Genomic DNA, 13,578 nt, shown 5'->3' on the forward strand with positions numbered 1-13,578 from the left:
TCACCGGACAGCGCACGACGGCGGGCCGCACCTTTCGAGGTGCGGCCCGCCGCGGCGTTTAAGGGCTGGGGTGGAGGGCCGTCTATGAGGCGGTGTTGGCGGGCTGCGTTTGAGGGCGGTGTTTGAGGGCCGTGGTCACGCCGGAGGACGGGTGCCGCGTCCGGGCGCGAGGCTGGATGACGGAGGCCTTGTGGCAGGATTGTCGGGTGACGATTACGGCTGCTGCAGATGGTTCCGCGCTGGGCAATCCTGGACCCGCGGGGTGGGCCTGGTACATCGACGATGAGACGTGGCGGGCCGGCGGCTGGCCGCACGGCACGAACAACCAGGGCGAACTCATGGCGGTGCTGGATCTGCTCCGCAGCACGGCTCACCGGTCCGACGAACCGCTGAAGATCCTGTGCGACAGCCAGTACGTCATCAACTGCCTGACCAAGTGGATGCCGGGCTGGAAGCGCAAGGGCTGGCGCAAGGCGGACGGCAAGCCCGTCCTGAACGTTGATCTGCTCAAGGACCTCGACGATGCCCTCAAGGGACGGAACGTCGCCTTCGAGTGGGTGAAAGGCCATGCCGGACACTCTCTGAATGAGGCTGCCGACGACCGCGCCCGTGCCGTCGCCACCGCCTACCAGCGCGGAGGCAAGTCGATCCCCTCCGGCCCCGGCTTTCCGGGCGCACAGCTCTCCGAGTCCCAGAGCGCGGAAGCCCGGGACCTGAGTGGCCGGCGTCCCGACGCTCACGCCGCACCGGCAGGTTCTGCCGTATCCCAGAACCCGCACGCGGCGACGGGCTCTGCGCCGAGTGCGACGGTCCAGCCTCAGCAGTCTGCTTCTGCTTCTGCTTCTGCTTCTGCGGTTTTGTCTGCGTCCGGCGCGGATGAGGCGGAGCCCGATCTGTTCTCGGTCCTGGAAGAGGACTTCCGGGACCCCGCCGGACAGCAGGACGCGGTGGCCATCGTGACCGCCTTGGAGAAGCGCCTCCTGGAGCCGTCTGTTCGCGCCGACCTCGGCGAGGTGGCGCGGATCCTGCATCCCGACTTCGAGGAGATCGGAAGTTCGGGCCGCACCTGGTCCCGCGACGAGATGCTCCTCGCCCTGGCCGATGAGGATCACGAGCCGATCGACATCACCCCTCTGTCAGCCTCCCGCCTGACCGAGAACACCATCCTGCTCCAGTACCGGACGCGGTCTGCCGGCCGCACGGTCCTCCGGAGCTCACTCTGGGTCCTGACCGATCCGGCGTCCTCCCGTGGCGCAGGGTCCCGCAGCGCCGCGGGCGAGAACGTCCGGTCCCAGGACACCGCCACCCAGAGCACGTGGCGACTGCGGTTCCACCAGGGGACGCCGGAGTAACCAGCCCGCCCGGAACAGGCCGGGATCGCCTAGGCGATCAGAGTCCCCGGAACGCCCCGCCTCCGCCGCGGGACAGGACTGGCGGGCCCCGCGCGCGCCGGCCAGGCCCGAGCCCCGGGCAGGGACCAGCCTCTGGCCCCGCCCCGGCGAGCTCCGGGCCACGCGGATCGCGTGGCCCGCGAAACCGCGCTGCGCTCAGTGGGCGAAGCGCTGCGCGTTCGTCAGCTCGACGTCCCGGTACTGTGCCGCGGCCTGCGCGAGCGCGGAGGTGATGGCCGCCATGGACGCTTCCACCCGGTTCTGGGTGGCGGCCCATTCGGTGACGAGGGATTGGAAGCTGGCGGAGGCGTTCCCGCGCCAGCTGCCTTGCAGGGCGGTCAGTCCCTGGTTCATGGCCCTGATGTCCGCGGAGATGCGTTCCATGGTGCTGCGCACCCGGCCGGACTGCAGGTGGAGAAGTTCGGTGTCGACGGAGATGACGCTCATGGTGTTCCTTTCGCTGAGACGGACCCTGGAGGGTCTTTCGTCTCAGCCTAGGAACTCAGGCTGCCGGCGGGGCGGGCGCAGTGGCCTATGTGGACAGAGGCTCAGGCACTCCGTCCACAGGCTCGCCGGGGAGGTTCGCTCCGTCGTCGCGCGTCATGGCCGGCAGGCGCGGGAGGGTCACTCGGTGATGTCGGATGCGAGAGCGTCGTCCGCGGAATGGGGGAGCCGGACCTGGAACGTTGCTCCGCCCCCGGGGGTGTCGAGGATCCGCACCGTCCCGCCGTGGCTGCCCACGATGGCGGCGACGATCGCCAGCCCCAGGCCACTGCCACCGGTTTCCCGGGTGCGTGAGGTGTCCGCACGGTAGAAGCGTTCGAAGATCCGGGCCTGATCCTCCTCGGAGATGCCGGGGCCGTGGTCACGGACCTCGAGCACGGACCAGGATCCGTCCTCGTCCAGCTGCCGGCCCACGGCCAGTTCGAGCGCCGATTCCTCCGGGGTGTACCGGAGCGCGTTGCCGACCAGGTTGCTCACCACCTGGCGGATCTTCGCCTCGTCACCCAGCACGGGGGCCGGGACGGGCTGAGCGGAGTTGAGGCCCACCAGACGGACCTCGCGCTGCGGCGCGCTCGCGCGGGTGTCCACCACGGCGTCGTTGCCCAGCAGCATGAGATCGAAGGGCTTCTCCTGCAGCGGCCGCTGCTCGTCGAGGCGGGCGAGGGTCAGCAGATCCTCGACCATGGACCCCATGCGTTTGGCTTCGCTCTCGATCCGGCCCATGGCGGTGGCCACGTCGGCGTCCGTGCGCAGGGCGCCATGACGGTAGAGCTCCGAGAAACCTCGGATGGTCACCAGCGGGGTGCGGAGTTCGTGGGAGGCGTCGGCCGCGAAACGGCGCATGCGCTGTTCGGAGGCCGTTCGTGCGGCGAACGCCGATTCGATGTTGGCCAGCATGGTGTTCAGCGAGGTCGCCAGTCGCCCGACCTCGGTGTGCGGCGTGCGGATGTCGACTCGCTGGGAGAGATCGCCCGAGGCGATCGCCGCCGCGGTCCGCTCCACCCGCGCCAGAGGGCGGAAGGACCGGGTGACCGTCCAGGTCGCGATGAAGAACGCCAGGATGAGGGTCAGCAACCCGACGCCCACCACCACCAGGATGGCGTGCTCCATGATCTCGTCCACCGGTGCCAGGGGGAGCCCGACCACGACCACATACCCATGGCCGCTCTGGTCGACGAACGGCACCGCGACGGCTCGCCAGTCGTGGCCCGTGGTGCCCGCGATGTCGAAGGGCTTCCGATGCAGCGACGTGGCCTGTGCCAGGCTCATCTGCTCGATGTCCGGGTAGCCCGATTGATTCGCCCCGGTCCGGTACACGGGAGCGCCGGGGCGCAGGACCACCACGGAATAGTCGGTGGGGACACTGCTCAGACCACTGGTCAGCTGGGCGTAGCCGCCGTACTTCTGCATGCTGGTGGTGGCGACGCTCAGCCGGTCATCGATCTGCGATTGAAGATAGCTGTGCAGCAGCGCCATGGTGCCTGCGCCGGTGGTCACGAGGGCCACCAGCAGCAGGCCCATGATGGTTGCGATCAGCTGTGCCCGCAGGGACGCGGACTTCCACCGGCGGAGCAAGTCAGCGCTTCTCGGCAGTCCGCAGGACGTATCCCACGCCTCGCTTGGTCTGGATCAGCGTGGGGGCGTCCGGGACGATGTCGATCTTGCGGCGCAGGTAGGAGATGTAGGACTCCACGATCGAGGCATCCCCGTTGAAGTCGTACTCCCAGACGTGGTCGAGGATCTGCGCCTTGGACAGCACACGATTGGGGTTCAGCATGAGGTAACGGAGCAGCTTGAACTCCGTGGGGGACAGCTCGATGGTGGTCCCGCCGCGGCGCACTTCGTGGGCGTCGTCGTCGAGTTCCAGGTCATCGACGCGGATGATCGCCTCGTCCTCGAGCAGAGGCTGCGTGCGGCGCAGCACGGCGCGCACGCGGGCCACGACCTCATCCAGGCTGAACGGCTTGGTGACGTAGTCGTCGCCGCCCACGGTCAGGCCGGTGACCTTGTCCTCGGTGTCGTCCTTGGCGGTCAGGAAGAGCACCGGGATGTGGCGTCCGGCGGCGCGGAGCTTGCGGGTGACGTTGAAGCCGTCCATGTCCGGGAGCATCACGTCCAGGACGATCAGATCGGGGGTTTCGCTCTCGGCCTTGGCGAGGGCGTCCCGGCCGTTCGCGGCAGCCACCACTTCGAAGCCCGCGAAGCGCAAAGACGTCGAGAGCAGTTCCCGGATGTTGGGTTCGTCGTCAACGACCAGGAGTTTGGCTTCAGGCGTTTCAGTCTTCATGTCCTCCATCTTCCGCTCCGACCCTGAGTGTTGTCTGGAAGATTTCTGTACGCGTGGGAGAAGCGGTCCGCGACATATGCGAGCCGAACGTCCACGCCCGGGTAAAATAGTGTGGATACGCAGACCGCGAGCCGTGCCACCCAGACCGGTTGAACCAGGTGGGGCATGGCCAGACCACAAGCTAAGACAGACAGAGGTAAAGAAGTGCCTACCGGCAGCGTCAAGTGGTACGACAAGGACAAGGGCTTCGGCTTCGCAGCGTCCGAAGACGGGCAGGAGTACTACCTGCCGTCTTCCGCGCTGCCCGCCGGCGTGGGGGAGCTCCGGAAGGGCACCCGGATCGAATTCGGCGTCGCCGAAGGCCGCCGCGGTGCTCAGGCCATGGGCGTCCGGCTCCTGGACAAGCTCCCCTCCGTGTCGAAGGCCAAGCGCACCTCTCCGAAGGAACTGGCCCCCATGGTCCAGGACCTCTCCACCGTCCTGGACAACCTGTCCGGGATGCTCTCCTCGGGTAAGTACCCGGATGGCAAGAAGGGCGCCGCCATCGCGGCTGCCCTGCGCCAGGTCGCAGATCAACTGGAAGCCTGAGACATGACTGCCGAGCGTCAGAACACCCTTCGCACCACCGCCCCGAAGCCGGGCGTCCCGCAGTGGAAGACCGGCAAGCCGGACGCGATGCTCGCTGCGGCAGTGGACCAGGCGCGGCGTGAGCTGGAAACGATCACCCCCGCCGGCACCATCGGCGACCACCTGGGGGCCAAGCGCGAGGAGGACCGGGTGGTCACCCACCTTTTCGCCTCGCGGCTGGCCGGGTACGTCGGCTGGCAGTGGTTCGCCGTACTGACCCGCAACTCCCGGTCCAAGGTGGTGACGGTCAGCGAGATCGGGCTCCTGCCCAGTGATGATTCCGTCCTGGCGCCGCCATGGGTGCCATGGTCCGAGCGGGTGCGTCCCGAGGACGTCGAGGCCATGCAGGCGGGGGAGGCGGAGGCCGCCGGAGAAACGGGCGGCACTGAGAAGTCCGACGACGGCGAGGCGGCGTCCGGTGCGACCGTCGCGGACGCGGATGAGAACTCCGTCGAGGATGCCGCTGCGCCCTCTGATGCTGACGGCGACTCGGCTGAAGAAGACGTTGAGGAAGACGCCGAAGAGGACGACACTGAATAGCACACCCATGCTATGAAGATCCTGAGCCGCCGAACGGCTCGTCAAACGCCTGTGGGCCCGGTTTCCCGGGCCCACAGGCGTTTGCGGCGAGGATTTGCGCGGTGGTTCCTGAGTTACTTGCGCAGCTCTCCGACGATGTAGTCGATGGAGGCGGTCAGGGCGCTCACATCCTCGGGGTCGATCGCCACGAAGGTCGCGATGCGCAGCTGGTTGCGGCCGAGCTTACGGTACGGCTCGGTGTCCACCACGCCGTTGGCGCGCAGGATCTTGGCGACCTGGGCGGCATCCACGGAGTCGTCGAAGTCGATCGTGGCGATGACGTTGGAGCGGTCCTCGGGACGCTGGACGAACGGCGTCGCGTACTCGCTCGCCTCGGCCCACGAGTAGACGCGGTCCGCGGAGTCGGCGGTGCGCTTGCTGGCGAAGTCCAGGCCGCCCTGCGCGTTGAGCCACTCGACCTGCGCGTTCAGCGTGACCAGCGTGGACAGCGACGGCGTGTTGTACGTCTGGTTGAGCACGGAGTTGTCGATCGCCGTCTTCAGGTTCAGGAAGTCCGGGACCCAGCGATCGCTCGCCGCGATCCGCTCGGCGCGCTCCAGCGCCGCGGGGGAGAAGAGCGCGAGCCACAGGCCGCCGTCGGACGCGAAGTTCTTCTGCGGGGCGAAGTAGTAGACGTCCGCCTCGCGGACGTCGACATCCAGGCCGCCGGCCGCCGACGTCGCGTCCACGACCACGAGCGAACCGTCATCGGCGCCGTTCACCCGGCGCACGGGGGCGGCGACGCCCGTGGAGGTCTCGTTCTGCGGCCAGGCGTAGACGTCGACGCCGTCCTCGGCCACGGCTTCCGGCCGGGTGCCGGGCTCGGCCGTGATGATGGAGCTGGTCTCGAGGAACGGGGCCTTCTTGGTGGCGGAGGCGAACTTGGAGCCGAACTCGCCGAAGGAGAGGTGCTGGGCCTTCTTCTCCACGAGCCCAGAACGTCGCGATGTCCCAGAAAGCCGTGGAGCCGCCGACGCCGAGGACCACTTCGTAGTCCTCCGGGGCGTTGAAGAAGGACTTGAGCCCGGACCGCACGGAGCCCACCAGGTTTTTGACCGGGGCCTGCCGGTGCGAGGTGCCCAGCAGAGTGGTGGCGGCGGCGCTCAGGGCCTCGATCTGCTCGGGGCGGACCTTGGAAGGACCGGCGCCGAAGCGGCCGTCCTTGGGAAGGAGATGGGCGGGGATGGTGAGGTGTGCCTGATCGCTCACAGATTGCTCCAGTTCTGGTGTGTGGCAGAGAGGACGGGTCCTTCCGGGGTGCGCCCGTCCTGAGGCCATTTTGCCGCAGGGCGGGCGTCAGGTCCCAAGTGGGTCCGGATTCCGGAGACCGGGAGCGTCATCTGCCGCATCCGTTATTCAGAGAGAGTCCAAATAAGCTAGACTAGGGGGCGGCGTTCTAAGCTTGACGACATGAAGCTTGGGCGCGGACGCCATGGCGCACACGACGCGAGTGAGGGTAGGACGCGATGACTGATCTGATCGACACCACGGAGATGTACCTGCGGACCATCCTGGAGTTGGAAGAGGAGAAGATCGTCCCTCTCCGTGCCCGGATCGCGGAGCGTCTCCACCACTCCGGACCGACCGTCTCCCAGACGATCGGCCGGATGGAGCGCGACGGCCTCGTGGTGGTGACCGGCGACCGCCACCTGGAACTGACGGACCACGGCCGACGCCGCGCGGTCGAGGTCATGCGCAAGCACCGCCTCGCGGAGCGGCTCCTCTCCGATGTGATCGGCCTGGACTGGGCGTTCGTCCACGACGAGGCCTGCCGCTGGGAGCACGTCATGAGTGAGCGCGTGGAGCGTCGCATCTACGAATTGCTGGGCCACCCGACCGATTCCCCGTACGGCAACCCGATCCCCGGGCTCGAGCAGCTCGGCGGCCTGGAAGGCGAGCCGTTCGCCGCCGGCCTGATGACGCTGGTCCAGGCCATGAACGAGTACTCTCCGGGATCGGTCGTGACGGTCCGCCGTCTGGCGGAGCCCGCTCAGGTGGAGCCGGAGCTCCTGCAGCAGCTGGATGAGGGCGGGATCCGCCCGGGTGCGACGATCGGCCTGGAACGTGCCGGAGATTACATCGCGGTAAGAGTGGCCGGCATCGAAGGAGCGCTCGAGCTGCCGCCCGAAGTCGCTGCGCACGTCTTCGTCTCGCTCGGCTGAACACCGCGCTGAACTGCATCTTCACTTCTCAGAACGCGTCCGCGGCCCCGCGGGCGCGTTCTTCGTCTTTCCTCTCGCCTGGCTGGGGTTTATCCACATACTAGATAACGAATTTATTACTCTTGGGTCCGTTCGCGTATAGTGATGTCTCAGCGCTGAAACCTAAGCGTGACCTGTTTCGTACGCCGAGCTCTGCTGGCGAATCAGGGTGTGAAGCATGACAGCAGAGGCGGGGGAACCATTTTCGGCGGCCTGGATCAGGTCGCCTTGGGGTGAAGCCCGCGGCGGTGCAGGGAACTTTTCAGATGCGGTTCACGCCGATTCTCTGGATTCCCGTGTGCCTCCGCAGGCCGGGCAGCTGACTCTCAGGCCCGAATCCGACAGCTAACTTCGAAGGCGCTATGAGAGGGAATGCATACGTGAGCAATGACAAGCTGCGCGGACGTCGTCGCGCGAGTGGACCGGCCGTCCAGGCCGGTGGTCCCGCGCGGACCGTCCTTCCGGCCACGCCTCGTAAGGCGAAGCGGAAGGGTCCTCTGCAGCAGATCGCCGATCTGGCTGTGAAGAGCGGCGCGATCCACAAGGGTGGCCTCGCGCTTGCAGCAGGCGGCCTCGCCCTGACCGTGGCGTTCCCTGCCAGCACCGGCCCTCTGGCCGAAGCGGCAGGCCGTGACGGTGCGCAGACCACTGCCAGCATCACCGCCAGTGGCGCCGTTCAGGCCCCTGTCACCGCCTCCACGGGGGCGAAGATCTCCTTCAGCCGCACCTCGGCCACCAGTCGCCAGGACCCTGATGCCCGCCTCAAGGCGCTCATGAGCGCTCAGTCCGGCAAGGTGACTCCTGCCACCGCGAAGGGTTCCCTCGGATCCCCGCTGGCCTCCCTGACCGAAGCGTCGCCGTTCGGCTGGCGCATCAACCCGCTCGGCGGCCCGTCCGACTTCCACAGCGGCGAGGACTTCGTGGCCCAGTGCGGCACCCAGGTCATGGCTGCCGCAGCCGGCAAGGTCGTGTTCACCGGTTGGGTGGACACAGGTGGCGGAAACCGCGTCGTGGTCGATCACGGCAATGGTCTCGAGACCACCTACAACCACCTGAGCTCCTTCACCGTGCAGCCCGGGCAGACCGTCCAGCGCGGCGACGTGGTGGCGCTCAGCGGCACCACCGGCGCCTCCACCGGCTGCCACCTCCATTTTGAAGTGATGGTCAACGGCCAGGTCGTCGACCCGTCCGGATGGCTCTGAGAGCCATCTCTCGGTCTCGCGGTATGTTCCGTAACCTTAACGTGACATTCTGCCGAGACTCCTGTAATTTATAGATCGCGCCTCCTCGTAAGAGGGGGAGCCCTGGGTTGGATTGCTGAGCTCTGCCACCAACCGAGGTCCGTTCGTAACTACTTTCGTCTGGCAGAGGCGGGGGAACCAATTTTGGCCTTGCGTGCAAGGCCTTGGGGTTAAGTCGTCAGATCGCGCAAGCGGCGGACGGCCGGATGGCTCCCATCCGAATCCGACAGCTCACCTCGTAGGCATCGGGAGAGGCTTTTCCTTGTCTTTTGGCACTACCTCTGCGCGCCATCGCGCTAAGCAGGCATCCACCACTTCGCTTCTTGAAATCTCCAAGGCCGTTTCGTCGAACGCCGGATCCATGGGCCGTCAGGCCGCAGTGATTGCAGCGGCTTCGGGCCTGGTGCTCACCAGCGGCATCGCGGCCAACGCCGCTGAGACCAGCGTGCAGCGCGACTCCTCCGCAGCAACCACCCTCGAGGTCAAGGCTGCTCCGAAGGCCGTCGCCGCATCCTCCACCGCCAAGCTCAGCTTCGTCCGCACCGCGGTCAAGACCGAGCCGGCTCCGGTCGTCGAGGCCCCCGTGGTCGAGGCGCAGTCCAACACCGAGACGCAGACCAACACCGAGCAGGCCGCTCCGGCCACCGAGAACACCAACACCCAGGTGACCGGCTCGAACGTCGCCGCCGCCACCCCGGCTCCGAAGACGATCAACACCGCTGCCGCTTCCGGCAAGGGTGCTGCGATCGCCGCTGCCGCTCTGGCTCAGCTGGGCGTCAACCAGGACTGCACCGCCCTGGTGTCCAACTCCCTGCGCGCCGTGGGAATCAACTTCCACGACTGGCCCGCCGGTTACCTTTCCTTGGGCCGCACGGTGTCCGCCGCTGAGGCTCAGCCCGGCGACGTCATCTACTACGCCGACGGCGGCGTCGGTGTGCCTCACGTGGCCGTCTACATCGGCAACGGCCAGGCCGTGCACGGCGGCTTCCTCGGCTACACCACCAAGGTGTACGACGCGTTCGTCGGCTCCGGCCCCGTCTTCATCCGCGTGGGTGGCTAAGACCACGGTCTGAACCACCAGCCTCTCCCGCTGGAGATTGTCAGAAGGACCCCGCCTGTGGCGGGGTCCTTCTGTCGTTAAGGCGTCAGCTGTCGGACGCCCCAACGAGGGGTGAATTTTTCGCACGACACGTCCGCAATATGGTCCAGGGCATCGCGCACGCGCCCGGGCGTGTTTAGGCTGGTTACGTCGATCCATAGCCCGGACACGCCGGGGGCAGCCGGCCCTCGTGCCCCTGCCGGGTGCGGCCGTGAAGAGGTATGTGCATGCGCACTCTCGTTCTGAATGCTGGATATGAACCGCTCGCGGTGGTCACCTTCCGCCGGGCGCTGGTCCTCGTGCTGGCCGGAAAGGCCAGCGTGGTCTCGGAGGGCGGCGAACCCGTCGTCGGCCCTCGGGACGTCCTGGGCCGGCCCTCGGTGATCCTGCTGAACCGCTACATCAGACCACGGCACAACGTGGTCTCGACGGTCAGCAGGAGAGGAGTCCTGCGCCGCGACGGGCACCGCTGCGGATACTGCGGCAAGGCCGCACACACCATCGACCACATCCTGCCGCGGTCGCGCGGCGGTCGGGACTCCTGGGAGAACCTCGTGGCGTGCTGCCTGAAGTGCAACAACACCAAGGGGGACCACACGCCGTCCGAGATGGGCTGGCACCTGAGGTTCAGTCCGCGTCCTCCCGTGGGAACCGTGTGGCAGATCAAGGAGCTGGAGAAGCCCACTCCCGAGTGGAGCGCGTATCTGCCCGCCGAGGATGCCGCCTGAGCCGTGCGCTCCCGGTCTGCCGGCGGGGGGGTGCCCCGGCACGGGGGCGCCGGCACCGTGATTCCGGCAGCGTGATTCCGGCTCCAGGCGGCTTTCGGCGTGCCCGGTTCTTCGTCATGTTCCAGACTGACGACGGCGACACGACCCTTGCAGGACCGGTGCGCCTCCGCCTCCCGTTCTAGGCTGGAGTGTCCAGTCCCAGGGGCTGGGCGGCGAATGCGACGACGAACAGGGAGGCACGGGCCGATGTCAGGGACACAATGGAGTGCCGCGGCGACGGCCTTCCGCCTTTTCCCGAGCCGGCTGTCCTCCGGGCCCGGTTGCACTCTGGAACAGGCCGGTCATGATGGAGCGTGACGAGGGCCGCGCGGCGCGTCTGAACTGGGACGAGGCGCGGGCCCTGCTGCAGGAGCGGGTGGAGGCCCTGCCCGCCGTGCACGTCCCCTTGGCGCAGGCGGTCGGACTCCTCGCGGCCGAGGATGTCTTCGCGGAGGATGAGCACCCGTCCGGGCCGCGCGCGGCGGTCGACGGCTGGGCCGTCAATGGCGCCCCTCCCTGGGTCATCGCGGAACCGGGTGACCGGCTCGCGGGGCGTCAGGGCAGCCGGGTCGAGAAGGGCCGGCCGCTGCCGCCCGGTGGCAAGGGCGTGCTGGCGCTCCACGATGCCCGGGTGGCGCTCGACGCGGAGGGGCTCGCCGTCGTCGAGCGGGCGCCGGGTGCCCGTCCCGGAGCGCCCCGCAATGGCGAGAACATCACTCCGTCCGGTCAGGCACTCTCCACCGGCGCGCCCCTGCTGACCCGCGGAGCGGTCCTCGACCCCCTGCGTCTGGCCCTGCTGGCCGGGGCAGGGTTCGACACGGTCGCGGCTGTGCCGAAGCCACGGGTCCAGGTGATCCAGTCCGGACACCTCGCGACGCAGGGTCGCCCCGGATGGGGAGAGGACCGCGACGCGCTGGGGCCGGTCCTCGCCCCGCTGCTGGACGCCTGGGGTGTGGTGGTCGAGAACAGAGTCCGGATCAGCGGCACCGTGGCCGAGTGGCGCGCGGCGCTGGAGGAGGACGCCGACGGCGCGGCGGCGCCAGTCGACGTGGTCGTGACGGTCGGTGGGACCGGGGCAGGTGAGGCGGACCATCTGCGCGAGGCGCTGGAGGCGCTGGGTGTGGAGTACGTGGTGGATGGCGTGTCCTGTGATCCACTCCAGACCGCTGTGGCCGGGGTGCTCCCGGACGGGCGCCATGTTCTCGGTCTGCCGGGCACTCCCGGCGAGGCACTGGCCACCCTGGCGTTGCTCGGCGAGCCGCTGTTCGCCGCCCTGGGACGCCGTGAGGTCCAGGCTTTCCGGCCGGTGCCTTCCGGCCGCGCGATGGAGGCTGAGCTTCGCCCCACGCGGCTGCTGCCCGGTCATACGGTCTTCGGGATGGCCTCCCCGTGCGGTCCTCGCCACGGCCTGGCCGAGTGGGCCGATGCCGAGCTGCTGCTCGTGGTGCCGCCCCATGGCGTCCGGATGGGGGATGAGCTGATGGCTCTCCCTCTGCCGTGGAAGGACGGCGATCGCGGTACGGGCGCCCCGAAGCCGACGAGGCTGGGGGCGTCGCCGTCGTCGCGTGCCGAAGCCGCTTCACCCGACGGCAAGCGTGCTCCCAAGGCCGCAAGGAACTCGGAGCCGATCGATTGGGCGGCCCAGGACTGGGACTCGCTCAGAACGCCGCCGGGACCGGAGCGCAGCGGCCCCGACGGGTCCTGACCTGGCGCCCACAGGCGGACGCGCCAGTCGTTACTTCGCTTCGCCCTCGAACAGTGCCTTGTGGGCGTACCCTGCGATCAAGCCGCCTGCGACCGGCGCCACGATCGAAGCCCAGAGCTGCGTCAGTGCGGCCGGCCCGCCGTAGACGGCCGTGGCGATGGAGCGGGCCGGGTTGAAGGACCCGTTGGTGACCGGGATGGCCAGGAGGGCGATGACCACCAGCGTGAGTCCGATGGCCAGAGGCGCCAGTCTGCCCGCGCCCCGCTTGCCAGTGACGGCGAGGATGACCGTGACGAACAGTGCTGTCGCCACGATCTCGACGATGAAGAACGACACGGCGTTGTAACCGCCGGGGGACAGCTCGCCCCAGCCGGTGGACGCGAAGCCGCCCTGCTGGGCTGCGGAGAGGGCGCCGTCCTTGCCGCCGGCGAGGATGGCGACGAGCGCTGTGGCTCCGAGGACGGCCCCGGCTACCTGGGCCACGAGGTATCCGGCGACGTCCTTCCAGGCGAAACGCCCGGCGGCCGCGAGACCGAGCGTCACGGCCGGGTTGAAGTGGCCGCCGGAGATGGGCCCGAAGGCGAACGCCCCGATGATCACGGACAGACCGAGTGCCAGGGCGACGCCCAGGAAGCCCACGTTGAGGCCGCCCACGCCCCCGGCGAATCCTGCGGTGAAGAGAGCAGTGCCGATGACACCGAAGACCAGGAAGAACGTGCCGACGATCTCGGCTCCGAGCTTGGCGGCCACGGAGGGAGCAGCAGTCGTCATTGACTCAGACATGTTTCCTCTTTCGAATAACTCACAATTAAAGGTGGATAACATGCCCATGCTAGAGATCGCCGTGATCTGGACCAATAATCACGGGTGGCCGGCCGTTGCCACCGCTGTAAGCAGGCAGTTGTGACTGTTCGGGAGTGGGTTGTCAGCCCTGACCGGATGTTCCGCGGACAGGGGAGAGGATGTGTCGGAGGCGGGCCTGCGAGGCGGAACACGGCCGGCGGAAACTGACGATCTGACGTCAAACAGGTCACAGAGCCGTGCGCAGCGTGACCGGCGAAGGGTTTCGCAAACGTTCCAGCGGCGTGAAGGCGCCGTTAAAAGGCTGAGCGGTGGCGAACCCCCCGGTTCGCCGCCGCTCATCCCCCCAATGTGTGAGCGCCTCCCCAGACGCCAC

12 protein-coding genes, 1 pseudogene and 2 riboswitches are annotated in these 13,578 nt (G+C 68.1%); of the genes and pseudogenes, 8 read left to right on the forward strand and 5 right to left on the reverse strand.

All coding sequences use genetic code 11. The features are described from left to right. The first annotated feature begins 206 nt into the window (after nt 1–206). A complete protein-coding gene (locus QFZ52_RS02340; protein ID WP_307496017.1) occupies nt 207–1,352 on the forward strand; it encodes a ribonuclease HI family protein in 1,146 nt (381 codons plus the stop codon). A gap of 195 nt (nt 1,353–1,547) precedes the next feature. On the opposite strand, the gene QFZ52_RS02345 is transcribed toward QFZ52_RS02340, so the two are convergent. From QFZ52_RS02345 to QFZ52_RS02355, 3 genes are all read right to left on the reverse strand, one after another. Beyond that, complete coding sequence (locus QFZ52_RS02345) at nt 1,548–1,838, reverse strand: WXG100 family type VII secretion target (protein WP_307496018.1); 291 nt, start codon at nt 1,836–1,838, stop codon at nt 1,548–1,550. Nucleotides 1,839–2,015: 177 nt separating this feature from the next. Next, the gene (locus tag QFZ52_RS02350) at nt 2,016–3,470 is read right to left on the reverse strand and encodes a sensor histidine kinase (RefSeq protein WP_307496019.1); all 1,455 of its coding nucleotides are present in this window, start codon (nt 3,468–3,470) and stop codon (nt 2,016–2,018) included. A 1-nt stretch (nt 3,471) separates the two neighbouring features. Further along, nucleotides 3,472–4,182: a response regulator transcription factor gene (locus QFZ52_RS02355; RefSeq protein ID WP_307496020.1), complete on the reverse strand. Its 711-nt coding sequence runs from the start codon at nt 4,180–4,182 to the stop codon at nt 3,472–3,474. A gap of 204 nt (nt 4,183–4,386) precedes the next feature. Here QFZ52_RS02355 and QFZ52_RS02360 point away from each other — a divergent pair, with 204 nt between their 5' ends. Beyond that, complete coding sequence (locus QFZ52_RS02360; RefSeq protein WP_307496021.1) at nt 4,387–4,770, forward strand: cold-shock protein; 384 nt, start codon at nt 4,387–4,389, stop codon at nt 4,768–4,770. Nucleotides 4,771–4,773: 3 nt separating this feature from the next. After that, nucleotides 4,774–5,349 carry a DUF3027 domain-containing protein gene (locus tag QFZ52_RS02365; RefSeq protein WP_307496023.1) on the forward strand — a complete coding sequence of 192 codons (576 nt, stop codon included), beginning with the start codon at nt 4,774–4,776 and terminating at the stop codon, nt 5,347–5,349. A gap of 113 nt (nt 5,350–5,462) precedes the next feature. On the opposite strand, the pseudogene serC reads toward QFZ52_RS02365, so the two are convergent. Next, nucleotides 5,463–6,597 (reverse strand): annotated as a pseudogene (gene serC, locus QFZ52_RS02370) (phosphoserine transaminase). 257 nt (nt 6,598–6,854) lie between these two features. On the opposite strand from serC, the gene QFZ52_RS02375 reads away from it, so the two are divergent. From QFZ52_RS02375 to QFZ52_RS02395, 5 genes are all read left to right on the forward strand, one after another. Next, on the forward strand, nt 6,855–7,550 hold the full coding sequence (locus tag QFZ52_RS02375) for a metal-dependent transcriptional regulator (RefSeq protein ID WP_307496024.1): 696 nt from the start codon (nt 6,855–6,857) through the stop codon (nt 7,548–7,550). A 173-nt stretch (nt 7,551–7,723) separates the two neighbouring features. Then, a riboswitch (cyclic di-AMP (ydaO/yuaA leader) is annotated at nt 7,724–7,963 on the forward strand. A 6-nt stretch (nt 7,964–7,969) separates the two neighbouring features. Then, nucleotides 7,970–8,791 (forward strand): M23 family metallopeptidase, encoded by an 822-nt coding sequence (locus QFZ52_RS02380; RefSeq protein WP_307496026.1) that lies wholly within the window; start codon nt 7,970–7,972, stop codon nt 8,789–8,791. A gap of 140 nt (nt 8,792–8,931) precedes the next feature. After that, nucleotides 8,932–9,089: riboswitch (cyclic di-AMP (ydaO/yuaA leader) on the forward strand. 3 nt (nt 9,090–9,092) lie between these two features. Next, nucleotides 9,093–9,890: an NlpC/P60 family protein gene (locus QFZ52_RS02385; protein ID WP_373425609.1), complete on the forward strand. Its 798-nt coding sequence runs from the start codon at nt 9,093–9,095 to the stop codon at nt 9,888–9,890. Nucleotides 9,891–10,156: 266 nt separating this feature from the next. Next, nucleotides 10,157–10,657 carry an HNH endonuclease gene (locus tag QFZ52_RS02390; protein WP_307496028.1) on the forward strand — a complete coding sequence of 167 codons (501 nt, stop codon included), beginning with the start codon at nt 10,157–10,159 and terminating at the stop codon, nt 10,655–10,657. 343 nt (nt 10,658–11,000) lie between these two features. Further along, on the forward strand, nt 11,001–12,401 hold the full coding sequence (locus tag QFZ52_RS02395) for a molybdopterin-binding protein (RefSeq protein ID WP_307496029.1): 1,401 nt from the start codon (nt 11,001–11,003) through the stop codon (nt 12,399–12,401). Between the two features lie 30 nt (nt 12,402–12,431). On the opposite strand, the gene QFZ52_RS02400 is transcribed toward QFZ52_RS02395, so the two are convergent. Then, nucleotides 12,432–13,184, reverse strand: coding sequence for an aquaporin (locus tag QFZ52_RS02400; RefSeq protein WP_307496031.1), 753 nt, complete (start codon nt 13,182–13,184; stop codon nt 12,432–12,434). Between the last annotated feature and the right edge of the window lie 394 nt (nt 13,185–13,578).

Origin of the sequence: Arthrobacter woluwensis, from assembly GCF_030816155.1 — a bacterium.
Classification (GTDB): Bacteria; Actinomycetota; Actinomycetes; order Actinomycetales; family Micrococcaceae; genus Arthrobacter_E; species Arthrobacter_E woluwensis_A.